Genomic DNA, 26,365 nt, shown 5'->3' with positions numbered 1-26,365 from the left:
CCTTGCCGGTGCACCAGGTGCGGGTGGTCGCGGCGAGCCGGGACGCCGGTTTTCGCCGGCACCGGTGCCGGCGAGATGGCCGGCACCGATTCTGCCGCTGTGGGGTGATCGCCGCAGGTCAACGGCGGTCGCCGGGGTGTAAGGGCCGGCGTTGACACCACTGGTGCGGTGCATAATATAGATGAAAGTCTATCGATGGTACCGCTCCCATCCTTCCGGACGTGCCGTCCGGGTTGGTCGCCCGCCCCGAGGGGGCACGTTCCCGTCGATCCACCACCCTCGACTGGAGGATCAACAGATGCGCTTCCATCGTTACCGGTCCCGGCTGTGCTCAGCCGCGACCGTCGCCGCCCTGGTCGCGGCCGGCGGAGCGGTCGTCACCGCCACCGCCGCGCAGGCCGCCGCGGGCTGCACCGTCACCTACTCGGTCGCCTCGCAGTGGTCTGGTGGCTTCACCGGAGCGGTCTCCGTCACCAACCTCGGCGACCCGATCAGCTCCTGGACGGTCACCTGGAGCTACGCCGCCGGCCAGCGGGTGAGCCAGGCATGGAACGCCACCGTGACGCAGAGCGGCAGCCAGATCACGGCCCGAAACGCCGGGTACAACGGCAGCCTCGGCACCGGGGCGAGTACCTCGTTCGGCTTCAACGGCACCTGGACCGGCAGCAACCCCGAGCCGACCGACTTCGCCGTGAACGGCACCGCCTGCACGGGTACGCCCGGCGGCAACCCGACCACCCCGCCGACCAACACCCCGCCACCGACCACCCCGCCGACGACGCCACCGACCGGCAACCCGCCCGGCAACCCCACCTGGGGCACCGCGCTGCCGCCGGCGGGCGCACCCACCAGCCGGGCGTACGACCTCATCGCCACCGCCAACGAGAAGGGCTACCTGCCGCGGTCCGGCGAGTGCTCGGTCGAGATCCACGCGCGGTACTGGACGTACGGCCCGGACGGCAAGGTCTACCCGACCTGGCACCCGAACCGGGACGCCAGCGGTTGCAACTTCGGCCACGAGCACGGTGACGACCCCCGACCGTCCGACCTGTTCGGCACGGTCAACTGGCCGGCCTTCGGCTACACCAGCGAAGTGATGATGAGCAGCATGCCCGAGAGCAGCCACCGGCACGAGGACCACGTCGGGCACAAGGTCCTCACGGTCAACAACGTCAACGTGATCCAGGGTGACAACGGCACCAGCTTCTTCCCGCCGCAGGGCACCACGATCGCCGTCTGCGACGTGCTGCTCAAGTTCCACCAGGGCACCCACTCGCCGGACGCCTTCACCAACAACATCCACGAGTTGCTCTTCAACCAGCGCTGCGCCGCGAGCAACGGCGGCCAGGTCACCGAGGCCCGGTTCAGCGCGCTGATCCCGCTCGGGCGGGCCGGGGGATTCAGCCCCAGCGAATGCCCCGGCTTCGGTGGCCAGTTCATCAACGTCGCGCCCCCGGTGCCGGCGGACTCGCCGTCGGAGACCCGGTCGCTGGGCCGGCTGATCACCGAGCCGGGCTGCGTGCAGGCGATCCGGGAAGGGCGTACCCACAACGACCCGCTCTACCCCAACCCGGTGCCGTTCACGGTGTCGGACATGGACGACTTCTGGTTCTCCGACTTCCAGATAACCGGATCCGGGCTGAACTTCCGCCTCGCGCCGCTGTTCTACGTGGTCAACCCGTCGCGCTACTACGACCCGACCCAGCCGAACCGGCTGGGCCGGATCGTGGACCTGTGCTACACGAACCTCGCGGGTGGTGACTACTGCAACCAGGCCCGGCAGGCCGGGCAGAATCTCGCCTGGGACGACCCGCGCTCGCCGTTCAAGGGCACCCTGCGGGAGTTCAGGCCGGGCACCTTCTCGGTGCAGAACAGCGGCTCGACGACGGTCTACACCGACGTGTACGGCCGCAACGCCTCGGCCACGCCGTTCGCCGGCTCCATCCAGCAGTACTTCTCCGGCAACCAGAGCGGCCAGATGTACGTCCGTGGCGCCACCAGGGACTACTCCGCGAACGGGGTGCACGCCCCAAACTGACGCCTGACCAGCAGGAAAGGGGTCCTTCAGAAGAGTAGCGAAGCGCTCGGCCGGGCTGCCCCGGCCGAGCCTTCCGCCCGCCCGGCCGCATGCACCCGCCAGCGACGCTGTCGGTTCCAAACATGTTAGGAGGGGGCCCTTCTTCTACAGAAAACGATAAGCGGGGGCCCTTCCTTACACCTCAGCCGCCGAGGTAGCGCAGGACGGCGAGGACGCGGCGGCTGTAGCCGGTGACGTGCGCCAGGTCGAGCTTGTCGAAGATCGCGTTCACGTGCTTCTCGACGGCGCTCTGCGAGACGTGCAGGTGTGCCGCGATGGTGGCGTTGGTGTGGCCCTGCGCCATGTGGTCGAGTACGGCCCGCTCCCGGGCGGTCAGCCGGCTCAGCGGGTCGGTGTGGCTGGTCCGGGCCAGGAGTTGGCGTACCACCTCCGGGTCGAAGGCGGCTCCGCCGTCACCCACCCGGGCGAGCGCGTCGAGGAACTCGCCGACCTGGGCCACCCGGTCCTTCAACAGGTACCCGACGCCAGCACTCTGGCTGGTCAGCAACTCCACGGCGTAACGCTTCTCGACGTACTGGGAAAGCACCAGGACCCCGACGGCGGGCCAGCGGCGGCGGATCTCCAACGCGGCGCGCAGTCCCTCGTCGGTGTGGGTCGGCGGCATCCGTACGTCGGCGACCACCGCGTCCGGCGGATCCGCCTCGACGGCCGCCAGCAGCAGGGCCGCGTCGCCGACCGCAGCCGTGACCTGGTGGCCCTCCTCGACGAGCAGCCGGATCAGGCCCTCCCGGAGCAGGATCGAGTCCTCAGCCAGCATCACTCGCATGGCAGCTCCGCGACGACGCTGGTCGGCCCGTCCGGTGGACTCTCCACCCGGAGCCGGCCATCCTGGGCGGCGACCCGGCGCGCCAGCCCCGACAGTCCGCCGCCGGTCGGATCGGCGCCGCCGATGCCGTCGTCGCGGACCGTGACGACGAGTCGCCCCTCCCGGGCGGCGACCTCGACCTCGACCCGGCTGGCTCGGGCGTGCTTGGCGGCGTTGGTCACCGCCTCGGAGATCACGAAGTACGCGGCGGTCTCGACCGCCCGCGACGGCCGCCCGGTCAGCCGGTAGTCGATCTGGACCGGCAGCCCGGCCCGCTCCGCGACCCGGTCCAGCGCGTCGGCCAGCCCCAGGTTGTCCAGCGCGGTCGGATAGACCCGCCAGGCCACCTCACGCAGGTCGTCGAGGGCCCGCCCGGACTCCTCGTGCGCCTGACGCAGTAGCTCCGCCGCCTTCGCGGGGTCGCTGCTGCGCCGGGCCCGACCGACCAGCATGCCCAGGGCGACCAGCCGCTGCTGTACGCCGTCGTGCAGGTCGCGTTCGATCCGCCGGCGTTCCGCGTCGACCGCCGCCACCACCCCGGCCCGGCTGGTGGCCAGCTCGGTGATCCGACGCTGCAACACCTCGCGCCCGTCCGGCCCGAGGAAGCGCCGGGCCAGCCAACGGTCCACCGTCACGATGCCCGCGGCGCCCTGGACCACGAGGAAGAGTCCGACCAGCCCGAGTACGAGCTGGCCGAGGAAGGTCGGCAGGCTGCTCTCGCCCTGCAACGCCTCCCAGACCCAGACTCCGCCGGAGAGCACGCCCCAACCGAAGAGCAGCAGGACGAAGCCGCCGAGCATCCCGACCGCCCAGCGCAGGGCGAGGTACCGCACGGCCCGGCGACCGCTGTAGTCGGCCGCGTTCTCGCTGTCCAGGAACGTGGCGAGGCGCCACCGTTCGATCTCGGCCAGGTGTCGGGCGCCGGTCTCGACCCGCTCGACGATCCGCCCGACGGCCGCGCGCCGGGTTCCGGGCCTGACCCGGACCACCAGCAGTGCCGACCCCAGGGCCAGCAGGTAGGTCAGCTCCACGGTCGCGGTCACCGCGCCGAGCAGGATCCCGACGGCGAACCGCAGCCAGCGCCGGGCCAGGCCGGGCGCGGCCGATCCGACGGCGGGCCGGGACCGCGTCGCGCCCTGCCCGGTCAGGTCATCTGGAAGTGCTGACACCTCTGGAGGCTACCCGTGTGGTTTTCCACAGCTCCGAGCCTGGGGAGGCTCCCAGCCTGGGGAAGCTCCGAAGCTGGTGCCGATCCTATTGGCGGGTGCGGCCGGGGACGGTCAGCTGTTCGTCTCGGCGGGAAGCGCGACGTCCGACTGCTCGGGGGCGGCCGGTGGCTGGATCGAGCGGAGCAGCACCGTGGCGACGTCGATCACCTCGACCTGCTCGCCGGCGCCCTTGCCGGTGACCCCGTCGCCCAGCATGGTGGAGCAGAACGGGCAGCCGACCGCGATGGTCCGGGCACCGGTGGAGATGGCCTCCTCCACACGGTCGACGTTGATCCGCTTGCCGATCCGCTCCTCCATCCACATCCGGGCGCCGCCCGCACCGCAGCAGAACGACCGCTCCTGGTTACGCGGCATCTCGGTCACCCCGTCGGCCGCCGCCGCTCCGAGGACCTCGCGTGGCGGCGTGAAGACCCGGTTGTGCCGACCCAGGTAGCACGGGTCGTGGTACGTGAGCGAGCCCTCCACGGGCTGGACCGGGGTGAGCCGGCCGGCCGAGACCAGCTGGGCCAGCAACTGGGTGTGGTGTACGACCTCGAAATGCCCGCCGAGCTGCCCGTACTCGTTGCCGAGGGTGTTGAAGCAGTGCGGACAGGTGGCGACGATCTTGCGCTTCGCCGGCTCGCGGTCGCCGAACGCCTCGTTCAGCGTCTCCACGTTCTGCTGCGCGAGCATCTGGAAGATGAACTCGTTGCCGATCCGGCGGGCCGGGTCACCGGTGCAGGTCTCGCCCTCGCCGAGGATGGCGAAGTCGACCCCGGCCTCGTGCAGCAGGGTGGCCACCGCCCGGCTGGTCTTCTTGGCCCGGTCCTCGAACGCCCCGGCGCAGCCGACCCAGAAGAGGTACTCGAAGTCGTCGACCTCGCCGACCCGGGGCACCTCGAAGTCCAGCCCCTTGGTCCAGTCCTCCCGGGTGTTCGGCGGCGCGCCCCACGGGTTGCCCTTGTTCTCCAGGTTGCGCAGCATCACGCCGGCCTCGGACGGGAAGCTCGACTCGATCAGCACCTGGTAGCGACGCATGTCGACGATGTGGTCGACGTGCTCGATGTCCACCGGGCACTGCTCGACGCAGGCCCCGCAGGTGGTGCAGGACCAGAGCACGTCCGGATCGATGATTCCGAGTTCCTCCGCGCCGCCGATCAGCGGCCGGTTCGCCTCGGCCAGCGCGAGTACGTCCAGGTGCGCGAGTTGCGCGGCGGTCGCCTTCTCCTCGCCGGACAGGTCCTTGCCGCCACCGGCCAGCAGGTACGGCGCCTTGGCGTACGCGTGGTCGCGCAGCGACAGCACCAGCAGTTTCGGCGACAGCGGCTTGCCGGTGTTCCAGGCCGGGCACTGCGACTGGCAGCGTCCGCACTCGGTGCAGGTGGTGAAGTCCAGCAGCCCCTTCCAGGTGAACTGCTCGACCTGGGCCACCCCGAACTGGTCGGACTCGGGGTCCGCCTCCTCGAAGTCGAGCGGCTTGCCCCCGCTCATCATCGGACGCAGTGCGCCGAGACCGGACGCCGGCCGGTCGGGGTTGCGCTTGAAGAAGATGTTGAAGAACGCGGCGAACCTGTGCCAGGCCACCCCCATCGTCACGTTCAGCGCGATGACGATCACCCAGGTCATCGAAATGGCGATCTTCACTGCGGCGGTGACGCTGACGCCCGCCGCCGCGTCCGGCAGCAGGCTGCCGATGGCGTGGCTGACCGGGGTGGCCCAGAAGGGAAACTCGAAGTGGTCCGTGGCGACCTTGAAGCCCCGGATCAGGAATCCGCAGACCAGTACGGCGAGCACCACGGCTTCGACGAAGTAGCCCTGCCACATCGTCGAACCGGTGAACCGCGACCGCCGCTCCGGGTTACCGGGGCGGTTGGCCAGCCGGATGGCGATCAGCACCAGGATGCCGACCACCCCGAGGACCCCGATCACCTCGGTGACCAGGCCGTAACCGACCCAGTGCCCGAGCACCGGAAGCCCGCCGGTCGGGCTGACGACCTCGAAGTACGCCTCCAGCACCAGCAGCGAGAGGACGACGAAGGCCACCATGACGAACCAGTGCGCGGCGCCCACCACGCCCCAGCGCAGCATCCTGGTGTGGCCGACGGTCTCGACCAGCATGTTCCTGGCCCGGACGCCCTTGTCGGCGAACCGCTCCGGGTCGGGTTGACCCTGCCGGATCACCGCCGTCATCCGCAGCACCGCGCGCGTCGCCAGCCATACCGCTACCGCGGTGATGCCGGCGGCGAGGACCGTGGTGACGATCTGGACGCTGTCCATGCGCTTGGCCTCCCGGTCCTGCTGCTGCCTGATCCGTCCGCTGCCGGGCGGTCGGTCCATCGACCGGCGGCGGCGATGTGTGCAGCCTACGCGGCGAGGTTACTCGTTGGTAACGTGACGGTCCTCGCAGCGGCCGCCGCCGCCCTGCGGACACCCTAGGCCGTCGGGCGGCACCGCCGGCCGACCAGGCGGCGCCGACCGGAGCGAAGCACGCCATCTCACCCGCCGGGAGGCCGAGGAACGTCCGTCGCGGGATCGACCCGCGACCGGCCGGCGGCGGGTGTCGTCCGCCGGGGAGGACGGCGTTCCGGCGGATGTGCGACGCCGGGCCGGCGTCGCGACGGGAGTCCGAACTCGAGGTCAGCGCCAGCGGGAGAGCAACCCGAGCGATCCGACCATCGCACCGAAGCCGATGGCGAGGTTCCAGTAACGCCAGGTGGCGACCGGGTACTGCATGTCGGACAGGTAGAAGACGACCAGCCAGCCGATGCCGAAAACGATCAACGCGACTGCGGTGGCCGGCAACCAGACCGGGCTAGGCTTACGCGTCGCCGCGGTCGACGTCGGTCGGACGTCGGTCGGTGGCGTGTACACCTTCTTCTTGCGGACCTGAGACTTGGGCACGGCGCTCTCCTGAGGGGGTGGTGATCCTCGTCCGGCCTGACAACCGGACGCAAGGGCGACGGTCCATGGCCAATAATGTTCGACAGCTAGCGTAGTCGCGATGACCCGTTCAAGCCACGGACCCGGTCACGCGGGTACGGAAGGGTGAACGTCCCGATCGCTCCAAGAATTCCCGCGATCAGGACATACTTAGCATATTGGCATGACCCGGAGGGAAGGGCTCGATGGAGTACACATCCGGCGCCGCCTCCTGGCAGAAGGTGCTCCGGCGAGCGGCCGCAGGGCTGCTCCCCCGGCGGTCCACCCAGCGCAAACCCGGTTGGTCGATAGGCGTACCGCTGATCGCCCTCGCCGCGGGGGTGCTCTTCACCACCTCGGCGACAACGGCGGGTGGGACCTCGCTGCGCGAGGATCGACGCCCGGAAATCGCTCAGCTCATCGAGGACCGTCGAGATCAGGTCGCCACGGGCCAGGAACGGGCCGCCGCCCTCCGGGACGACGTGGAAAGCCAGACCGAGGCGCTCGGCGGCTCCGACGGCAGGGTCGCGGCGCAACGGGACCGCGCCGCGGGCAGTCGGCAGGCGGCCGGCTTCACCGCGCTGACCGGTCCTGGGATCAGTGTGGAACTCAACGACGCACCACGGCTCGGCGACGGCAGCCAGCCGGCCGACGCCAGCAACGACGATCTCGTGGTGCACCAGGGCGACGTGCAGGCCGTGGTCAACGCGCTCTGGGCCGGAGGGGCCGAGGCCATGACAATCATGAATGTCCGCATCCTCTCCACCAGCGCGGTACGCTGCGTGGGGAACACGCTGCTCCTGCACGGCAGGGTGTATTCACCACCCTTCCAGATCACCGCCATCGGCGATCCGGCCGCGCTCACGCGGGCACTCGCCGCATCCGAAGGGGTCCGGGCGTTCAAGGACGCCGTTGCGCACTACCAACTCGGATATCGCGAGACAGTGGAGCCCACCGTGACCGTGCCGGCGTACGACGGCCCCGGCGGACTGCGGTCCGCGAAGGTTCCGGGGTGATCCAGTGACCGGCGACCCGAACTCCGCCCGCAACGGTCGGCACCGCGCGCCCGACGGCGACGACCCGACGATGTTCATTCCCCGCCCGGGAGAGGCCGGCGAGCCGTCCCCTACGGACCGGCCGGAGCGACCAGCCCCGCCCGGCCCCGCCGAACCGTCCGGCCGGCGGCTCCGGATCACCGTCGACCACGTCGTACCGCCGCCGAGTCCTCCTCGGGAGCCGCGGGAGCCGGAAGTCGGACGAGGCAACGACGACACCGTCGCACTTCCCACCGGCGACCGGAGCCGCAGGACGACCCCCCAGCCAGCGGGCCGCCCGGTGCCGTCCGCACCCGAACCACGGCCCCAGGACGGCCTCGACGGACACCAGCGGCGCCCGGTTCCACCGCCGACCGGACCCGAGCACTGGGAGCCGCAGGCCGCCCCGGGCCGCTGGACGGCCCCGTCGACCGCTGGTCCGGACCGCAGGGAACCGACCCCCACGGTCGGACCGGATCGCTGGGAACTGACCCCGGCCACCGCCCGGGAACGCCGGGAGGCCCCGCCGGCCGGCCCCGGACCGGTGGCCGCTTCCATGGCCGGTCTCGGCGGTACGGCACCGGGGCCGGTCCCGCCCGCCCCCGTTCCGACCGGCCGGATACGTCCGCCCGGCCCCGACGCGGCCGGTATTGCCGAGCGTCCCGGCGCGGCCGGTATGGCCGAGCGTCCCGGGGGAATCGACCGGAACGACAGTCCGACCGCGCTCATCCCGAAGGTCCCGAATCCGGATCCCGGGACCACCGCCCTGATCCCCACCGTCTCCAACCGGCGGGGAAGCGGCGACAACGGCGCCACCACGAGCGTTCCGCACGTGCCCGGACCGGGTACGCCACGCCGGGACGACATCGAGGCGACGGCCCTCATCGGGGCCATCCCGCCGCCACCTCCCGGCGGCGACGAGCCGGACGGCGATTCGGCGGCCGAGGCCGAACAGCGCCCCCGACGCGGTGAGCGGGTCATCCGGCTCCGGCCGGAGCAGACCGGCGAGGGCTACAAGAGCGTCTACTCCGAGCTGACCCGACCGTCGATCGGCTCCCGGATCCGCACCGGCATCCGGGCCACGGGAGAGGTGCTGATCACCTTCGGGCTGGTGGTGCTGCTCTTCGCCGCGTACGAGGTCTGGGGCAAGTCCACCATCGTCAACGCGCACCAGGACGACCTGACCCAGCAACTGGCCCAGCAGTGGGAGGATCCCGACCCGACCGTCGGTCCGACCCCCACCGCCACTCCGAAACCCGAGAAGCCGGTACGGGGAAAGCCGATCGCCGGGCTCTACATCCCGAAGCTGGACAAGCACTGGATCGTGGTGGAGGGGGTCACCCAGAAGGACATCCGGTACGCGCCGGGCCACTACCCGGAGAGCGCGCTGCCCGGGCAGGTCGGGAACTTCTCGGTGGCCGGCCACCGGAACCGGGCCACGTTCTGGCGACTGGACGAACTCGACGACGGCGACCCGATCGTGGTCGAGTCGAAGACCACCTGGTACGTCTACCAGGTCTCGCAGACCCGGATCGTCAGGCCGAGCCAGGTCGAGGTGGTGGCTGCCGTACCGGGCAGGCCCGGGGTCAAGGCCAAGGACGCGATGCTGACCCTGACGACCTGTAACCCCAAGTTCGACAACTACCAGCGGTTGATCGTGCACGCGAAGCTGGTCCGCACCGAGCCGAAGACGCCGGGCGCCCCCAAGCCGGTCGAGTTGGGCGGCTGACCGGCGATGTACGGATGGATCTGGCGGAAGTTGCCGTTCGGGCTCCCGGGCAAGCTGGTTGGGACGTTGCTGATCACCGCGAGCGTGCTTGCCCTGCTCTGGTACATCGTGTTCCCCTGGGCCGAGCCGCTGCTGCCGTTCGACGACGTCCAGGTCACCCAGGACTCCGGGGTCCCGGGCGGCGAACCCGGGGTGGGCGACGAACCAGGTACCGACGTCTCCGGGGAGCCGACCGGTGACGGCCACGAGCTGCCGTACGACACCGAACAGAACAACACTCCGCCCCCGAGCCCCACCAGGTAGGCCCGATGCGCGTCCTCGTGATCGACAACTACGACTCGTTCGTCTTCAACCTCGTGCAGTACCTCGGTCAACTCGGTGCCGAGTGCGAGGTACGCCGCAACGACGAGATCGACCTCGCCGAGGTGGGCCGGCTCGACGTCGCGGGGGTGCTGCTGTCGCCCGGCCCCGGCACACCCGACCGGGCCGGCGTCTGTCTGGACGTGATCCGGGAGTACGGCGGCGAGCTGCCGATCCTCGGCGTCTGCCTGGGCCACCAGGCCATCGGTGCCGCGTTCGGCGCGACCGTCACCCGGGCTCCCGAGCTACTGCACGGCAAGACGTCAGAGGTCCGGCACCGCGCCGAGGGCGTGCTGGCCGGGTTGCCGGATCCGTTCACCGCGACCCGCTACCACTCGCTCGCGGTGCTGCCGGAGACCCTGCCGGCGGAGATCGAGGTGACCGGCTGGACGGAGTCGGGCGTGGTGATGGCGATGCGCCACCGGACCCTGCCGATCGAGGGCGTGCAGTTCCACCCCGAGTCGGTGCTGACCGAGGGCGGCCATCTGATGCTGGCGAACTGGCTGGCCGCCTGTGGCCTGCCAGCCGCGCTGGACCGTGCTCCCACCCTGGCCGCCGAGGTGGACGCCCGGCGGTGCTCGGCCTTCGTCACCGTCTGATCCGGGCCGCTCCGGCGGGCTGGCGCCGCTCCGGCGGGCTGGCCGGCACCGCCGAACGCGGCGCCGGCCGGCGCCGGCTCGCTCAGCGCGTCTGCGGCCGGTTCGGCGGCGGACTCAGCGGCGGAAAGAGTCCACCGCCGACCCCGGGTGACGTCGACTGGGTGGGCGTGGTCGGCGGCGGGTTGTTGGGCTCCTGTTCGGGAACGGTGACGGTGATGGTGACGACCGTGCCGGTCGGCCGCTTCTCGTTGGGGCGGGGGTTCTGGGACTCCACCTCGCCGGCCTGGTCGCGGGGCACCTCTTCGCCCTCGACCACCTTCACGTCGAAGCCCGCCTCGTCCAGGATCTCCCGCGCGTCCTCCTCGGACCGGCCGAGGACGTTCGGCACCGAGACGACGTTGCCCCTGGAGACCTCGACGGTGACCGTGCTGCCCTTCTCGACCTCCCGTCCCGAGGGCGGGTCCAGCTTGGTGACGATGTCCTTGGGCTCGGCGCTGTTCACCTCTTTTTTGACGACCACGAGGTCGAGGTTCTCCAGCGTGCCCTTGACGGCCTCGAACTTCGATCCGACCAGGTTGGCGGGAATCTTCACCTTGCCCGGTCCCGCGCAGACCACGATCTGGACCTCGGTGTTCGGCTCGACCTTGCTGCCCGACGCCTGGCTCTGACCGGTGACCTGCCCGATCGTGCAGTCCTCACTGGTGTCCGGGTTGCCGGTAACCGGTGTCAGGCCTCTCTGCCGCAGCGTGTCCTCGGCGACCTGCCTGGTGCTGCCGACAACGTTCGGCACCTCGACGGTGGCCTGGCTGCCGCCGTCGTCGTTGTTGAGCATCAGGGCGGCGACCAGGGCGATCACCGCGAGGACGCCGAGGCCGCTCAGCGCGGCGAGTACCCAGGCCGAGGCCCGGCGTCGCCGGGCGTCGCCGACCCGGGCCGGCGGCATCGGTCGGTTACCGCCCTGCATCGGGCGGGTCGCCGTCTGCGACATCGCCATCGTCTCGTCCTCGCGCATGACCGGGGTGGCCATGACCGGGCGGCCAGCCGCCGCGCGGAGCAGGTCGGCGCGCATCTCGCCGGCGCTCTGGTAACGGTTGAGCGGGTTCTTCGACAGCGCCTTCAGCACGATCGCGTCGATCGGCGGCGTGACGTCCCGGTTGATGTCGCTCGGCGCCGGCGGATCCTCCCGGACGTGCTGGTAGGCGACGCTGACCGGGCTGTCACCGACGAACGGCGGATGCCCGCAGATCAGTTCGAACAGCACGCAACCGGCCGCGTACACGTCGGAGCGGGCGTCGACCGCCTCGCCCCGTGCCTGCTCGGGCGACAGGTACTGCGCGGTACCGATCACCGCGCTGGTCTGCGTCATCGTGGTCGCCCCGCTGGCCAGCGCCCGGGCGATGCCGAAGTCCATGACCTTGACCTGGCCGTTGAGGGTCATCATCACGTTGCCGGGCTTGATGTCCCGGTGGATGATGCCGTGCCGGTGGCTGAACTCCAGGGCGGCGCAGACGTCTGCGGTGATCTCCAGGGCCCGGCGAGGCTGTAGCCGGCCCTCGGCCGCGAGCACCTCCTTGAGGGTCCGTCCGTTGACGAACTCCATCACGATGAACGGCAGCGTCTCGCCGGTCGGCGCGATCTCCTCGCCGGTGTCGTAGACGGCGACGATCGCCGGATGGTTCAGCGAGGCGGCGTTCTGTGCCTCGCGCCGGAAACGCATTTGGAACGTGTCATCTCGGGCCAGATCGGTACGAAGCATCTTAATCGCGACATCACGACCGAGCCGGAGGTCTCGCCCCCGGTGCACTTCGGCCATGCCGCCGTAACCGAGCAGCTCGCCGACCTGATACCTGCCACCTAGCAGGCGGGCCTGCGCCGTCATCTCGTCAGTCGTCCTTCGCTCATCTGGTCACCCCGCCGGGATACACGACTCGCTCCACCTGACGACGGTACGGCGCACCGAGCGGCCCGTCGCGTCCGTCTTCCGACCGCAATACCGATATCGCCGCTTTCTGCGATGGCATCGCGCTGTTGCTGTCGTAGTTCTTCCGCCACTGAAAGGCAATCACGCCGGAGCAGATCAGTACCAACAGGCCCAGTACGACGAGGAGCACGATCACCAACGAGCGGTTCCCGGGCTGCGGCGCCGAGGACGGCACCGGATGCCTCGGGTACGAGTATGCCGCCTCCGGTCGAGGCCGGACCGGCTGCGGCACGGCCGCGGCCCCCCGGTTGTATCCGCCCGGTCCGGCGCCGGCACCGGCCGGCGGGCGCGACACCGGCGCGGCCGGCGAGTGCGGCGCGTGCGGTGCGACCCTGGCTCCGGGTGGCGGCACCCGGGTCGCCGACGGGGTCACGACCGGGCCGTGCGGCGGAACGGGCTGGGGCGGTGAGGTGGGCCGCTGCGGCGGTAGGGGCACCGAGCCGAGCGGCCGGGCCGGTTGCCCCGGTGTGGTGGTGCCGACCGTGGCAGCCGCCTGCCGGGACACCGCTGCCAACTCGGCGGCACTCTGCCAGCGGGCTCCCGGGTCCTTGGCCATCGAGCGCTCGACTATCGCCCGGATCGCGGGCGGGATGTCCCCGGGCAGCTGCCGGGGAGTCTCCCGGACGTGCTTCATGGCGATCTCGATCGCGCTGTTGCCCTCGAACGGTCGACGGCCGGCGAGGCACTGGTACGCCACCACGCCGAGCGCGTAGACGTCGGAGGTGGGGGTGGCGACCGCGCCGGCGGCCTGCTCCGGCGAGATGTAGGAGGCGGTGCCGAGCACCGACCCGGCAGCGGTGAGCTGGCCGACCATGGCCGAGCGGGCGATGCCGAAATCGGTAAGCACCAGCGTGCCGTTCGGCCGGACCAGGAGGTTTCCGGGCTTCACGTCGCGGTGCACGATGCCCTTGTCATGGGCCGCCTGCAACGCGTCGGCGGCCTGCGCGACCAGCGCCATGGTGCGGGCCGGGGTGAGCCGGCCGACCCGGCCCAGGGTCCGGGACAGGGCGTCACCCTCGACGTACTCCATGACGAGGAAGGCGATCTGCTGGTCGCTGCCGTAGTCGTAGACGTCCACCACGCCGGGGTGGTTGATGGTCGCCATGGTCCGGGCCTCACCCCGGAACCGCTCGGCGAAGCCGGGTTCGTCCAGCAACGCCGGCAGCAGGATCTTGACCGCCACGGTACGGCCGAGCACCTCGTCGGTGCCCCGCCACACGTCGCCCATGCCGCCACCGGCGATCCGCTCGTCGAGCCGGTACCGGCTACCGAGCAGCACTCCGGGCTTGAGCATCTCACCGACCTCCCCGGTCGGCGATAACCGCGCGCATGATCTCCTTGCTGATCCGCGCCGCCTCGGCACTACCGCCCGCGCCGGCGTCCTCCAGCAGGACGCAGACCGCGGAGACCGGCACGCCGGCGCTGTTGATCGCGAAGCCGATGAACCAGCCCTGGTCGCCGTTGACGCCGCCGGTCTCCGCGGTGCCGGTCTTGCCGCCGACCCGGTAGCCGGAGATCTGCGCGTTCTCGCCGGTGCCGTTCTGCACCACGCTGACCATCATGTCCTGGAGATCGCGGGCGACGGTCGGGCCGACCGGCTCGCGCAGCTCCTTGGGCACGGCGGTGTAGTAGTCGGTGGTGCGGTCCGGGCCGAGCTGCTGCTGCACGAGGTACGGCCGCATCTGCCGGCCGTTGTTCGCCACCGCGGCCGCGATCATCGCGCCTTGCAGCGGGGTCATCCGCACGTCGTTCTGCCCGATCGAGGACTGGGCGAGCGTCGGCGGGTCGTCCCGGCCGTCCGGCGTCTGCATCGAGCCGGTACGGCTGGCGGCCACGGCCTGGCCACCACCGTTGAGCCGGCCCACGCTCAGTTCCTCGTCCTCGAAGCCGAACTTCCGGGCTTCCGCCTTGAGCTTCTCGGCGCCGAGCGTGACGCCGAGCCTGGCGAAGCCGGTGTTGCACGACTCGGTCAACGCCTCTTTCAGGGTCACCTGCGACTCGGGACAGATGCTCGCGGCCGCGTTGCGGATCGGCACACCCGCAGTCGGCGCCAGGTAGCTCGAGCCCGCCGGGATCTGGGTGTTCTGGGTGTACCCGTTCTCCAGCGCGGCCGCCGAGGTGATGACCTTGAAGGTGGAGCCCGGCGGCAGGGTCTCGGCGAGCGCCCGGTTCTTCAGCGGGCCGTCCTTGTCGTTGTCCAGCTGGTTGTATGCCGCCTCGGCCTTCTTGGAGTCGTGGTCGACCAGCGGATTCGGGTCGAAGCTCGGCATCGAGACCAGCGCCTGGATCGCCCCGGTCGCCGGGTCGATCGCCACTGCCGCGCCCTTGGTCACGTTCTTCTTGTTCTCGGCGAGCTGCCGGAACGCCGTCTCCTGGGCGCGCGGCGAGAGGGTCAGCAGGATGTTGCCGCCGGCGGTCTGGTTACCGGTGAAGATGTCCCGCACCCGGTCGGCGAAGAGCTGGTCACTGGTACCGGCGAGGAACTCGTTCTCGCTCTTCTCGATCCCGGTGTCGGCCAGGTTGACCGGCTTGTAGCCGAGCACGTGGGCGTACATCTCGCCCTTGGGGTAGGAGCGGAGGAACTTCAGCTCGCCGCCGGTCTCCCGGCTGGTCGCCAGCGGTGTTCCGCCCGCCTCGATGAGGCCCCGCTTGCGCTCGTACTCGGCGACCTGTACCCGGCCGTTGTAGTCGCTGTTGCGGTATTCGTCGGCCTTGTAGGCCTGTACCCAGTTGAGGTTGACGAAGAGCAGGCCGAACAGGACCATCACGACGACGCCCACCCGGCGCAGAGGTGCGTTCACGGTCTGATCACCTCCGTTGTCGCGCCGTGCAGCTGTGCCGGTGGAGCCGCGGGTGCCCCGCTGGGCCGAGGACCGGTGCCCGACTCGACGGGCCGGCGCGCGGCGTCGGAAATCCGCAGCAACGTCGCCACGAGCAGCCAGTTCGCCATCAGCGACGAGCCGCCCGCGGAGAGGAACGGCGTGGTCTGACCGGTGAGCGGGATCAGACTGCTGATGCCACCGATGATGACGAAGAGTTGCAGGCACAGCGTGAAGGAGAGCCCGCCGGCGAGCAGCTTGCCGAAGGAGTCCCGGACGGCCAGCGCGGCCCGCAGGCCCCGCTCGATGATCAACAGGTAGATCACCAACAGGGCGGAGAGCCCGAACAGACCGATCTCCTCACCCATTCCGGCGAAGATGAAGTCGTTGTGCACCTCGGGGATCTGGGTCGGCTGCCCGCCGCCCGGCCCGGTCCCGAACAGGCCACCCGTGCCCAAACCCAGCAACCCCTGCAACGGTTGCCAGCCGGCGCCGTACGCATCGCCGTACGGGTCGAGCCAGATCTCCACCCGGGTGTAGAAGTTGGCGAACGGTCCACCGACGGTGCTGCCGAGGAAGTAGGCGAGGAAAGCGCCGCCGAAGAAGAGCAGCAGACCGATGATCAGCCAACTGACCCGTTCGGTGGCGATGTAGAGCGTGACCACGAACATGCCGAAGTAGAGCAGCGAGGTGCCGAGGTCCTTCTGGAAGACCAGCACGCCGAGGCTGATCAGCCAGACCACCACGACCGGCCCGAGGTCCCGGCCACGCGGGAAGTCGATGCCCAGGAAGCGCCGGCTGGCCAGCGACAGCACCTCGCGCTTGCGGACCAGGTAATAGGCGAAGAAGACCAGCAGCGCCAGCTTGGCGAACTCACCGGGCTGGATCGTGAACCCGCCGACGCTGATCCACAGCTTGGCGTCCGACTGCGGGTTGACCTGCGAGTAGCGGGCCGGCAGCACCGCCGGGATGATCACCAGCACGATGCCGGCCAGGCCCAGCGTGTACGCGTACCGGGAGATGGCCCGGTGGTCGCGCATCAGCACCAGCAGCCCGGCGGCCAGGATCACCGAGGCCAGCGTCCAGGCGAGCTGGCGGCCGCCGGTGCCGGAGAAGATCGCGAAATCGGCGCGCTCCTCCGGCGCGGCGTTGGCCAGGTCCAACCGCCGGAGGAAGGCCACGCCGAGACCGTTGACCAGGGCGACCGCCGGCACCAGCACCGGATCGGCGTACGGGGCGAGGAAGCGGACCACCAGGTGCAGGGCGAGGAACACCGCGCCGACCGCCGCGATCGGCACCCAGAAGTCCAGCGTCACGGTGTCGAGGAGGTTGGCCTCGACCGTCGCCGCGTACGCCGCCACCACCGCCATCGCCAGCAGGAGCAGCGCCAGCTCGGCGTTCCGCCTGGACCTGGCGGCCACCCGGACGCGTGGCATCTCGCCCGTGGGTGCGGGCGTCGATGCCGATCCAGGTGGGGCGGTCACGATGATTCCCTCGGATCGTCGGAGCTGACGCTCACTCGATCGACCGGCATCCCGCAGGGTCGATGACCGGCGGGATCGGGTCGGACGGTGGCGCGTCGGGCGTACCCGCCGGGGTGGCGGTTGCTCGCGCGGTCGGGCCGGGGGTGGAACTCGGCGTGGCGGGCGGCGGCGTGGTGGCGCTCACCGTGGGCGTGACACCGGGCGAGGCGCTCGGCGGGCAGATCGGCTTCAGGTTGGGGTTGCCCGGGTCGTCGTTGGTCAGCTCGGCGAGCCGACGTTCGGCGTCGGGCTGGTCCTTCGCCTGGATGCCCTGCTTGACCTGTTCCTGGGCGGCGTCGGTCAGGTCGTCCAGCTCGGTGGGGCTGGTCGCGTGCACCTTCGACAGGTCGAGCCCGGCGATCCGGCCCGGCACCCCCTGGAAGACCGCCAGCTGCCCGTCGTCGGTGGCACCGACGTAGTACTGCCGCTGGGTGACGCTCCAGCCGAACCAGAGCCCGCCGCCGACGAGGCCGAGCAGCACCACGACCAGCAGGGCGGTCCGCAGCGGACGTCGACGGGGCCGCTCGGAGTCCTCGTCGCCGCCCGAGTCGGACTCGGTCGACTCCGGGCTGGCCGGACGGGGCGGGGACAGCGCGGACGCACGTGCTGCCGGCGTCGAATCGTCGGCCGAGGTCGCCATCCCGCGATCCCGGGCCGCCGCGCCACCGACGATCGGCGCCGCCTCCAGGATGTCCTGGTCGGTCGCGTCGGCGATGATCACGGTGATGTTGTCGGGACCACCGCCGCGCAGCGCGAGCTGCACCAGCCGCTCGACGCACGCCTGTGGATCCTGGTGGTTGCGCAGCGTGTCCCCGATGGTCTCCGCGCTGACCACTCCGGAGAGCCCGTCACTGCAGATGAGGTACCGGTCGCCGGGCAACACCTGGCGGACCGAGTACTCGGGGTCGATGTCGCGACCGTCCAGCGCCCGGGTGAGCAGGGAGCGCTGTGGGTGACTGCTCGCCTCCTCCAGGCTGATCCGGCCTTCGTCGACCAGCATCTGGACGTACGTGTCGTCCTTGGTGACCTGGGCGAATTCGCCGTCTCGGAGCAGGTATGCACGAGAGTCACCGATGTGCACCATACCGATCTTGCTGCCCGAGAACAGCAGAGCGGTGAGCGTCGTGCCCATCCCCTCCAGATGCGGATTGGCGTCCACGGTGTCGCGCAACTGCTGGTTGGCGGTGTCCACGGCCGAACGCAACGCGTCGACGAGGGCGTCCCCAGGGACGTCCTCGTCTAGCGGGGCCATGGCACCGATGACGATGTTGCTGGCGACATCACCGGCGGCCATTCCACCCATGCCATCAGCCACGGCGAGGAGCCGTGGCCCGGCATAGACGGAGTCTTGATTGCCGTCTCGGATCAGCCCGCGGTCGCTGTGCGCCGCATAACGCATGGTCAGAGTCATGGCCGTAATTCGAGGGAAGTGCGGCCGATCCGGATCGGCACGCCGAGGGGGACGGGGGTAGGTCCGGTGACCTTAGCGCGATCGAGGTAGGTCCCGTTAGTCGAGCCGAGATCTTCGACGAACCACTGTCCGGACCGGGGCACGAGCCGGGCGTGCCGGGCCGAGGCGTAGTCGTCGGTGATGACCAGCGTCGAGTCCTCCGCCCGGCCGATGGTGATCTGCGCTTCGCCGAGGGTTATCCGTGTGCCGGCGAGCTGGCCGGCCGTGACGACCAGCTGGTGAGCCGCCCGGCCCCGCTTGACCTTCGCCGGTTTGGTGTTCCCGAGCACGGCCCCCACCCCACGCGGCGCGGCGACGAGGCGGCTGGACCTCGCTCCCGCGAAGAGGTCCCGGCGGATCACACCGACCACCGTGAACACGAAGATCCACAGCAGGACGATGAACCCGATCCGGGCGACGGTGATGACGAATGGGGGCAAGGCGTCAACCGTCCACGCGGAAGGTCAGGGTGGTCGTACCGAGCTGGATCATGTCGCCCGGGTTCAGCGCCACCGCCGAGACCCGCTGCCCGTTGACCATCGTGCCGTTGGTCGACCCGAGGTCGGTCAGCACCACCTGGGCGCCGTCGAAGTCGAGCCGCGCGTGCCGGCGGGAGATGCCGACGTCCGGCAGTCGCAGGTTGGCCTGGTCACCGCGGCCGATCACCGTGGAGCCCATCTGCAACGGGTACGTCCGTCCGTCGCCCGAGACGAGCCGGATGTTGCGCCCACCGCCACCGTGCCCGGGTGGCGGACCGTAGCCGCCCCCCTGGTCGTACGGCGGGTAGCCGGGCTGGGGTCCACCCGGCTGGTCATACGGCGACGACTGGTGCACCGGCGCCACGTCGCCACCGGTGTAGACCTCGGCGGTGACCCGGAACATCCCGGTGTCCAGGCCGTCCCCGCGCTCGATCTCGACGATGACGTCGCCGTAGACGGTCCACGCCTGCTCGCCGATGAACTCGGCCTGGGACTGTGCCAGTTCCTGGGCCAGCGCGGCGGCGTACGGCGCCAGCCGACTGTGGTCATATGGTGAGAGATCGATCACGTAGCGGTTAGGTACGAGAGTGCGCCCACCGGCGAGGATCGCCTTGTGCGCCTCCGCCTCCCGCTGCATCGCGTTGAGGATCTCGACGGGGTGCACGACCCCTTTGAACACCTTTGCGAAGGCCCCCTCTACCAGGCCCTCCAGACGCTTCTCAAAGCGTTGCAGCACGCTCACCGGCTCCTCCTCGGGTTCCGAGGACATGATGGTATCCGGCCGTTGCACGTACGGCTCGCACGCCGCTCGGCCGCCTGCTGCCGGCCTCTCTCAGCAGCCGGGGTTTGTCGTGCTACTCTTCCATCCGCCGCGAGCGGTAACGCCCGCGGCGGCAGTAGGGACAGCGTAGTATGTCCCGGCACATGCCGAAGAGCGGGCTCCGGACAGAATTGTTATGGTCCTGTGGCACGCTCGGGGGGGATGAGCCGGGTTGGTCTGTGTTCTCAGCCAGAACGCAGGGCGACGCGGATCAGCCTCGCAAGGGGAAGTGGCGGAATGGCAGACGCGCACGGTTCAGGTCCGTGTGCCCGAAAGGGCGTGGGGGTTCAACTCCCCCCTTCCCCACCGCTACGAGGGGCTCCGTGGTGACACGGGGCCCCTCGTTCATATCGGGGCAAAGGCGCCACCGCGCTATGCTCCGGTGGTTTCCGACCCGAGGGCGAACCAGGAGTGACGTGTGAGTGTCGCGTTGGTGACCGGATCCGGTGGTCTGATCGGATCCGAGGCGGTCCGGCACTTTGCCGGGCTCGGGCTGGACGTGGTCGGTATCGACAACGACATGCGCAGCCAGTTCTTCGGCGCCGAGGCGTCCACCGCCTGGAACGTGCTGCGGCTGACCAGTGATCTCGGCGACGCGTACACGCATCACGACGTCGACATCCGCGACCGGGACGCGCTGGCGGGCATCTTCCGGCGGTACGGCCGCGACATCGCGGTGGTGATCCACACTGCCGCGCAGCCCTCGCACGACTGGGCCCTGCGCGACCCGTTCACCGACTTCGACGTCAACGCGGGCGGCACCCTGAACGTCCTGCAGAACGTGCGGGAACACTGCATCGAGGCCCCCGTCATCCACTGCTCGACGAACAAGGTCTACGGCGACCGGCCGAACAGCCTTCCGCTGGAGGAGCAGGAGACCCGCTGGGAACTCGCGGCGGACCACCCCTACTTCGACGGCATCAAGGAGGACATGTCGATCGACGGCTCACTGCACTCCGTCTTCGGCGCCTCCAAGGTGGCCGCCGACGTGATGGTGCAGGAGTACGGCCGTTACTTCGGCATGAGGACCGCCTGCTTCCGGGGCGGCACGCTGACCGGCCCGGCGCACTCCGCCACCGAACTGCACGGCTTCCTCGGCTACGTGATGCGGGCCAACATGGAGCGGCGGACGTACAAGATCTTCGGCTACCAGGGCAAGCAGGTCCGGGACGCCATCCACAGCCACGACGTGGTCGCCGCCTTCGAGGCGTTCTTCCGCAACCCCCGCTCGGCGGCGGTCTACAACCTCGGTGGCGGGCGGCACTCCAACACCTCCATGCGGGAGGCGTTCGCCCTGGCTGGACAGATCACCGGCCAGGAAATGATCACCGAATACCACGAGGCGAACCGGGTCGGCGACCACCAGTGGTGGATCGGCTCCAACGCCGCGTTCCAGCGGGACTATCCGGACTGGAAGCAGATCTACGACGTACCGATGATCCTCCAGGAGATCCACGCCGCCAACGCCGACAAGTGGGTGCCTGTAACGTGAGCGCGCGAACCGGGCAGCGCGAGGAGACGGCGTGAGCGAGCGAACCAGTTGGCTCCGCTGTTTAGATCACGGGGTCGACGAGCGCAGCGAGGAGAGGCCGTGAGTGAGCGGAGCGAGCGAACCAGTTGGCTCCGCTGTTTAGATCACGGGGTCGACGAGCGCAGCGAGGAGAGGCCGTGATCTCGCGGGGTAAGCGCAATGTGCTGGGCGTACTGGTCGACGCGATCGACTACGAGGCGGCGACCGAGCAGGTGGTGGCCGCCGGACGCGAACGCCAGTCACTGGCGCTGACCGCGCTCGCCGTACACGGGGTGATGACCGGAGTGCTCGATCCGGCGCACAACGCCCGGCTCAACGCCTTCGACGTGGTCACCCCGGACGGGCAGCCCGTCCGGTGGGCACTCAATCTGCTGCACCGCGCCGCCCTCGCCGAGCGGGTCTACGGTCCGGACCTGACGCTGAGCGTCCTGTCCCGGTTCGCCGACGAGGGCATGCCGGTCTACCTGTACGGGTCCACCGACGACACCCTCGCGCGGCTGATCCCGGAGCTGGAGCGGATGTTCCCGGCGCTGAAGATCGCCGGCGTGGAGTCGTCGAAGTTCCGGCCGGCGCGACCGGGCGAGGACGCGGAGATCGCCGACCGGATCCGGGCCTCCGGTGCCCGGCTGGTGCTGGTCGGCCTCGGCTGCCCCCGGCAGGAGGTCTTCACCTACGCCATGCGGCCCCTGCTCGACATGCCGCTGATGGCCGTCGGCGCCGCCTTCGACTATCACGCCGGTCTGCTCCGGAAGCCGCCGCCGTGGATGCAGCGGGTCGGCCTGGAATGGCTGTGGCGGTTCGGCCTGGAGCCGAAACGGCTCTGGCACCGGTACATGGTGCTCAACCCCGCGTACGTGGCCCGGCTCACCGCACAGCGGCTCGGGGTCTGGAAGGCCCACCCGCCGGCCCCGGCGAACGAGCGCCCGGAAACCTTCGCGGTCTGACCGCCACGCCTGCGGCGCCGCCGGCGACGTCACTCCTCCGTCGGCCCGTCGGGCTCGGAAGGCCTTGGTCGGCGGCGGCGGCGCGCCGAGAACCCGCCGCTGAATGCGCCCTCCAGTCGATCGGCTGCGACCTCGGCGAACAGTCCCACGAGCACGCCCGTACCGCCGAACGCGAACACGTTGACGTTCTCGACGGAGGTGCCGCTGGCTAGAAAGCCGCCGCGCACAACGAGGTAGAAGCCCACGGCGAGGATCGCCCCGATCGGCGGGGTCAGGAAGTACCACGGTATGTACCGCGATTCGACCTGCGGCGACGTGAAGTCCCCGCGGATCCGCAGCAGCATCCGGATGGAGCCACCGAGTAGCCCGCAGAACGCCACGCAGAGCAGGATCCGCTGCTCGGGAGAGATGGTCCCGGAGGACCAGTTCAGCAGGTGGAGCCGGCTCGGACCGGCCAGGTCGGCCGGCTCCGGCCACAGCACCACGAGGCACACGAGCGGTACGTTCGACAGCATCAGAAGCAGCGCGACCAGCCCGTACACCTGCCGCTGCGGCATGCCGGCCGCCGCCGGAGCCCTTCCACGGTCTTCTGCCGCCACACGTCCTCACCCTCGTACGCCGCACGCGGTTCGGGCCACCGAGCATAACGAAATCCGCCAATTTGATCGGCCGGAGCCGGGAGACCCTGGCGGGTAGGGCTGTCCCTACCCGGGAGATGCCGGCCGCCGGGAGTGTGCCGGACCGCCGGCTCAGATTGACTCAGAGCCATGGATGCGGTGCGGTTGGTGGAGACGACCAGACGGTACGGCTCGGGCGAGGGCGCGGTCACGGCGCTCGATCGGGTCACCCTCGGTTTTGTCGGCGGCACGTTCACGGCGGTGATGGGCCCGTCGGGTTCCGGCAAGAGCACCCTGTTGCAGTGTGCGGCCGGACTGGACCGGCCGACCTCCGGCACCGTCACCGTCGCCGGTGTCGACCTCGGCGGCCTCTCCGAGACGAAGCTGACACTGCTGCGCCGGAACACGATCGGCTTCGTCTTCCAGTCCTTCAACCTGCTCCCCGCGCTCACCGCCGAACAGAACGTGGCGCTGCCGCTGCGGCTGTCCGGCCGCCGGCCGGGCCGGGCCGACGTGCGGGCCGCGTTGGCGGCGGTGGGCCTCGCCGGGCGGGCCCGGCACCGGCCGGCCGAACTCTCCGGCGGCCAGCAGCAGCGGGTAGCGATCGCCCGGGCGCTGGTCACCCGGCCTGCGGTGCTGTTCGCCGACGAGCCGACCGGCGCGCTGGACTCGACGGCCGGACGTGAGGTGCTCCGCCTGCTGCGCGGGCAGGTCGACCGGGCCGGGCAGACGATCGTCATGGTCACCCACGATCCGGTGGCCGCCGGGTACGCCGACCGGGTGGTCTTCCTGGCCGACGGCAGGGTGGTGGACGAGCTACGCCAGCCGACCGCGTCGACGGTCGCCCAGCGGATGACCGTGCTGGAACCGGGTGCGCCGGAGCCGGCGACCGTGGAACCGGGCTCCCCGCGACAGGGTTCCCTGGCGCAGGACTCCCGGGAACAGGTCGCGCCGTGCTGACGCTCGCCGGCCAGACCTTCCGGAGCCGCTGGACCGCGTTCGTCGGCACCTTCGTCGCGCTCGCTCTCGGCGTCTGCCTCCTGGCCACCACCGGGCTCACCCTGGCCGCCAGCGTGGCCGGGACGGATCGCGGCCCGCAGTGGTACCGCCATGCCGACGTGGTGGTTGCCGGCCCGAACACCGTCTCGGTCACCACCGGCACCGGCGACGAGCGGATGACCTCGACGACGGGCACCGCGTACTCCGCTCCGCTGCCGGCCGACCTGTCCGCCCGGCTGGCCGGGCTGGCCGGAGTCGCCGAGGCGGTACCCGAGCATCAGGCGCCGATCGAGGTGGCCGGGGTCGCCGGGATCGCCCGGCCGTGGTCGGCCGCCGCGCTCGGCGCGTACACCGGACTGGCCGGCGGCCCTCCGACGGCGGACGACCAGGTCGTGCTCACCGCGCCGACCGATCGTCGACCGGGTGACCGGGTACCGGCGCAGACCTCGGACGGACCGCGGACGCTGACCGTCAGCGGCGTGCTGACACCGGCTGCCGTCGCGGCCGGCGAGAACCCCCCGGCCGTCGGGTACCTCACCGACCGGGCCGCCGCCGGACTGGCCGGCGACCGGATCACCGCCGTCGCGCTCCGGGCCGCCGCCGGAGTCTCCGCCGACACGCTGGCCGAGCGGGTCCGCGCCGTGGCACCCGGGTCACGGGTGCTGACCGGCGACGACCGGCGCGAGGCCGAACCGGATCCGGACAGCGACGCGCTGGCCATCGCGGCGTCGCTGCTGGGCACCACCGCCGGGGTGGCCACCTTCGTGTCGATCTTCGTCGTCGCCGGTACCTTCTCGTTCGCGGTCGCCCAGCGCCGCCGGGAGTTCGCCCTGTTGCGCACGACCGGTGCGACTCCCCGGCAGATCCGCCGGCTGGTGCTCGGCGAGGCGGTGCTGGTCGGCCTGCTGGCCGGAGCGGCCGGCAGCGCGCTGAGCCTGGTCGCCGCGCCGCCGTACGCGCACTGGCTGGCCCGGTCGGGTTTCGCGCCGGAGCATTTCACCGCCCGGTTCATCCTCTGGCCGCTGCTCGCCGCGTCCGGGGTCGGCCTGCTGGTCGCGCTCGTCGGCGCCGGGGTGGCCGCCCGGCGGGCGGCCCGGGTGCGCCCGGTCGAGGCGCTCCGCGAGGCGTCGGTCGACCACCGGGTCATGGGTTGGGGGCGCTGGCTGTTCGGGCTGCTCTTCCTCGGCGGCGCGGCGGTGCTGCTGGCGGTGCTGCCGAACATCGGGGTCTCCGACGGCCTGGCGCTGGTCATGCTCGTGGCCCAGTTGGCCCTGACCGCCGCCGGGCTGCTCGCGCCGGTGCTGATCCGGGTCCTCGTCCACCTGCTCGGCGCTCCGCTGCGCGGGCAGGTCGGGACGATCGCCCGGTCCAGTGCGCTGCGCGCCCTGCGCCGGACCTCCGCCACCGCCGCGCCGATCCTGGTCACGGTCGGCCTGGCCGCCACCACCCTGGCGCTGACCGCGACGTTGTGGCAGAGCGAGCAGCAGTCCGCCCGGGATCGGGTCACCGCCACCGCCGTGGCCACCGCGAGCAGTCCGGTCGGCCTGGCCGAGCCGACCGTCACGGCGCTGCGCGAGGTGACCGGCGTGCGCGCCGCCGTACCGAGCCGGCAGACCGAGGTGTACGTCGACAGCGGCGACTACCCCGAGGAGTACTCCGCCCGGTACGTCGGCGCAGGGCTGGACCGGGTGCTGCGACTGCCGACCGTCGCCGGTTCGATCGACGGGTTGACCGGCACCGACACGGTGGCGGTGAGCAGCTCGATGGGCTGGCGGGTCGACGAACAGGTGCGGGTGTGGCTCGCCGACGCGACCGAGGTACGACTGCGCGTGGTTGCCGTACTCGCCGACTCGATCGACCTGGACCGCACCCTGCTGCTGCCCTGGGAGCTGGGCCGGGCGCACCCGTCCGACGGTGGCGCCGACGTCGTCTACCTGGACGGCGGCGATCCGGCGGCGCTCGGTGACGCCGCCGGCCCGGGTGGCGGGCGGGTGTCGCCGGCCCTCGACCACCTGGTGGCGGGGGATGCCGAGCAGTACGAACGGAACCGGGTGGCGCTGCTGGCGGTGCTCGGGATGGCCCTGCTCTACACCGGCATCGCGATCGCCAACACGCTGGTGATGGCGACCAACGACCGGCGCCGGGAGTTGGCGGTGCTGCGGTTGACCGGGGCGACTCCCGGGCAGGTGCTCCGGATGATCGGGCTGGAGGCGGTCCTGGTCGGCCTGTCCGGAACCGCGCTCGCGGCGCTGGTCGCGGCCGGCATGCTGGCCGGGCTGAAGGCCCGGTTGACCGAGGTGGTGGCGCAGCCCGAGATCACCGTCCCCTGGCTGCCGATCACGTTGGTCGCGGCGGGCTGTCTGGCCGCCGCCGTGCTGGCGAGTCTGATTCCGGCCGCGCTCGCGCTGCGGATCCCCGCCGCCCAGCTCGCGGCGGTACGGGACTAGGGC

The 26,365-nt window shown here is 70.9% G+C and carries 21 protein-coding genes and 1 tRNA gene; 10 read left to right on the top strand and 12 right to left on the bottom strand.

Annotated features, from left to right (window positions below):
- Positions 1–298: 298 nt before the first annotated feature.
- On the top strand, positions 299–2,038 hold the full coding sequence (locus tag ACFP2T_RS23860) for a cellulose binding domain-containing protein (protein ID WP_377425049.1): 1,740 nt from the start codon (positions 299–301) through the stop codon (positions 2,036–2,038).
- A 181-nt stretch (positions 2,039–2,219) separates the two neighbouring features.
- On the opposite strand, the gene ACFP2T_RS23855 is transcribed toward ACFP2T_RS23860, so the two are convergent.
- The 4 genes from ACFP2T_RS23855 to ACFP2T_RS23840 all read right to left on the bottom strand — a co-directional run bounded on the left by ACFP2T_RS23855 (position 2,220) and on the right by ACFP2T_RS23840 (position 7,012).
- Positions 2,220–2,864 carry a response regulator gene (locus tag ACFP2T_RS23855; RefSeq protein ID WP_377425048.1) on the bottom strand — a complete coding sequence of 215 codons (645 nt, stop codon included), beginning with the start codon at positions 2,862–2,864 and terminating at the stop codon, positions 2,220–2,222.
- Positions 2,855–4,072, bottom strand: coding sequence for a sensor histidine kinase (locus ACFP2T_RS23850; protein ID WP_377425047.1), 1,218 nt, complete (start codon positions 4,070–4,072; stop codon positions 2,855–2,857). Before ACFP2T_RS23850 ends, ACFP2T_RS23855 begins: the two co-directional genes overlap by 10 nt.
- A gap of 111 nt (positions 4,073–4,183) precedes the next feature.
- Entirely contained in the window at positions 4,184–6,388 is a 2,205-nt protein-coding gene (locus tag ACFP2T_RS23845; RefSeq protein WP_377425226.1) for a (Fe-S)-binding protein, read from the bottom strand.
- 360 nt (positions 6,389–6,748) lie between these two features.
- The gene (locus ACFP2T_RS23840) at positions 6,749–7,012 is read right to left on the bottom strand and encodes a cell division protein CrgA (RefSeq protein WP_192766277.1); all 264 of its coding nucleotides are present in this window, start codon (positions 7,010–7,012) and stop codon (positions 6,749–6,751) included.
- 224 nt (positions 7,013–7,236) lie between these two features.
- On the opposite strand from ACFP2T_RS23840, the gene ACFP2T_RS23835 reads away from it, so the two are divergent.
- Genes ACFP2T_RS23835 through ACFP2T_RS23820 form a run of 4 tightly spaced genes read left to right on the top strand, consistent with a single transcriptional unit; the run spans position 7,237 to position 10,752 of the window.
- Positions 7,237–8,046 carry a DUF881 domain-containing protein gene (locus ACFP2T_RS23835; protein ID WP_377425045.1) on the top strand — a complete coding sequence of 270 codons (810 nt, stop codon included), beginning with the start codon at positions 7,237–7,239 and terminating at the stop codon, positions 8,044–8,046.
- Positions 8,047–8,050: 4 nt separating this feature from the next.
- Positions 8,051–9,793 carry a class E sortase gene (locus ACFP2T_RS23830; RefSeq protein WP_377425044.1) on the top strand — a complete coding sequence of 581 codons (1,743 nt, stop codon included), beginning with the start codon at positions 8,051–8,053 and terminating at the stop codon, positions 9,791–9,793.
- Between the two features lie 6 nt (positions 9,794–9,799).
- Positions 9,800–10,096 carry a hypothetical protein gene (locus ACFP2T_RS23825; RefSeq protein ID WP_377425043.1) on the top strand — a complete coding sequence of 99 codons (297 nt, stop codon included), beginning with the start codon at positions 9,800–9,802 and terminating at the stop codon, positions 10,094–10,096.
- A 5-nt stretch (positions 10,097–10,101) separates the two neighbouring features.
- Entirely contained in the window at positions 10,102–10,752 is a 651-nt protein-coding gene (locus tag ACFP2T_RS23820; RefSeq protein ID WP_377425041.1) for an aminodeoxychorismate/anthranilate synthase component II, read from the top strand.
- 82 nt (positions 10,753–10,834) lie between these two features.
- Here ACFP2T_RS23820 and pknB read toward each other — a convergent pair whose 3' ends face one another.
- The 7 genes from pknB to ACFP2T_RS23785 all read right to left on the bottom strand — a co-directional run bounded on the left by pknB (position 10,835) and on the right by ACFP2T_RS23785 (position 19,773).
- A complete protein-coding gene (gene pknB / locus ACFP2T_RS23815; protein ID WP_377425040.1) occupies positions 10,835–12,631 on the bottom strand; it encodes a Stk1 family PASTA domain-containing Ser/Thr kinase in 1,797 nt (598 codons plus the stop codon).
- 19 nt (positions 12,632–12,650) lie between these two features.
- Positions 12,651–14,027: a serine/threonine-protein kinase gene (locus ACFP2T_RS23810; RefSeq protein WP_377425039.1), complete on the bottom strand. Its 1,377-nt coding sequence runs from the start codon at positions 14,025–14,027 to the stop codon at positions 12,651–12,653.
- A 1-nt stretch (position 14,028) separates the two neighbouring features.
- Complete coding sequence (locus tag ACFP2T_RS23805; RefSeq protein ID WP_377425037.1) at positions 14,029–15,534, bottom strand: peptidoglycan D,D-transpeptidase FtsI family protein; 1,506 nt, start codon at positions 15,532–15,534, stop codon at positions 14,029–14,031.
- Positions 15,531–16,988, bottom strand: coding sequence for an FtsW/RodA/SpoVE family cell cycle protein (locus tag ACFP2T_RS23800; protein WP_377425224.1), 1,458 nt, complete (start codon positions 16,986–16,988; stop codon positions 15,531–15,533). The genes ACFP2T_RS23805 and ACFP2T_RS23800 overlap by 4 nt, the downstream gene beginning before the upstream one ends.
- 79 nt (positions 16,989–17,067) lie before the next feature.
- Complete coding sequence (locus ACFP2T_RS23795; RefSeq protein WP_377425035.1) at positions 17,068–18,486, bottom strand: PP2C family protein-serine/threonine phosphatase; 1,419 nt, start codon at positions 18,484–18,486, stop codon at positions 17,068–17,070.
- The gene (locus ACFP2T_RS23790) at positions 18,483–18,965 is read right to left on the bottom strand and encodes an FHA domain-containing protein FhaB/FipA (protein ID WP_196200544.1); all 483 of its coding nucleotides are present in this window, start codon (positions 18,963–18,965) and stop codon (positions 18,483–18,485) included. Before ACFP2T_RS23790 ends, ACFP2T_RS23795 begins: the two co-directional genes overlap by 4 nt.
- Positions 18,966–18,969: 4 nt before the next feature.
- Complete coding sequence (locus ACFP2T_RS23785; protein ID WP_196200545.1) at positions 18,970–19,773, bottom strand: FhaA domain-containing protein; 804 nt, start codon at positions 19,771–19,773, stop codon at positions 18,970–18,972.
- Positions 19,774–20,047: 274 nt separating this feature from the next.
- Between ACFP2T_RS23785 and ACFP2T_RS23780 the strand changes: the two genes are divergently transcribed.
- The 3 genes from ACFP2T_RS23780 to ACFP2T_RS23770 all read left to right on the top strand — a co-directional run bounded on the left by ACFP2T_RS23780 (position 20,048) and on the right by ACFP2T_RS23770 (position 22,299).
- Positions 20,048–20,130: transfer RNA gene (locus ACFP2T_RS23780), tRNA-Leu, on the top strand.
- A gap of 112 nt (positions 20,131–20,242) precedes the next feature.
- Entirely contained in the window at positions 20,243–21,316 is a 1,074-nt protein-coding gene (locus ACFP2T_RS23775; protein WP_377425032.1) for an NAD-dependent epimerase/dehydratase family protein, read from the top strand.
- Positions 21,317–21,492: 176 nt separating this feature from the next.
- Positions 21,493–22,299, top strand: a complete 807-nt coding sequence (locus tag ACFP2T_RS23770) for a WecB/TagA/CpsF family glycosyltransferase (RefSeq protein ID WP_377425030.1) — start codon at positions 21,493–21,495, stop codon at positions 22,297–22,299.
- Between the two features lie 29 nt (positions 22,300–22,328).
- Here ACFP2T_RS23770 and ACFP2T_RS23765 read toward each other — a convergent pair whose 3' ends face one another.
- Positions 22,329–22,898, bottom strand: coding sequence for a hypothetical protein (locus ACFP2T_RS23765; protein WP_377425029.1), 570 nt, complete (start codon positions 22,896–22,898; stop codon positions 22,329–22,331).
- A gap of 168 nt (positions 22,899–23,066) precedes the next feature.
- Here ACFP2T_RS23765 and ACFP2T_RS23760 point away from each other — a divergent pair, with 168 nt between their 5' ends.
- Together ACFP2T_RS23760 and ACFP2T_RS23755 are read left to right on the top strand one after the other, a co-directional pair.
- Positions 23,067–23,876 carry an ABC transporter ATP-binding protein gene (locus tag ACFP2T_RS23760; protein WP_377425028.1) on the top strand — a complete coding sequence of 270 codons (810 nt, stop codon included), beginning with the start codon at positions 23,067–23,069 and terminating at the stop codon, positions 23,874–23,876.
- Positions 23,870–26,362, top strand: coding sequence for an FtsX-like permease family protein (locus ACFP2T_RS23755; RefSeq protein ID WP_377425027.1), 2,493 nt, complete (start codon positions 23,870–23,872; stop codon positions 26,360–26,362). The genes ACFP2T_RS23760 and ACFP2T_RS23755 overlap by 7 nt, the downstream gene beginning before the upstream one ends.
- The last annotated feature ends 3 nt before the right edge of the window (positions 26,363–26,365 follow it).

Source organism: Plantactinospora solaniradicis (assembly GCF_042658085.1).
Taxonomy (GTDB): Bacteria; Actinomycetota; Actinomycetes; order Mycobacteriales; family Micromonosporaceae; genus Plantactinospora; species Plantactinospora solaniradicis.
Note: the sequence above shows the minus strand (reverse complement) of the source record. Positions and strands in the feature narration are given on the sequence as shown.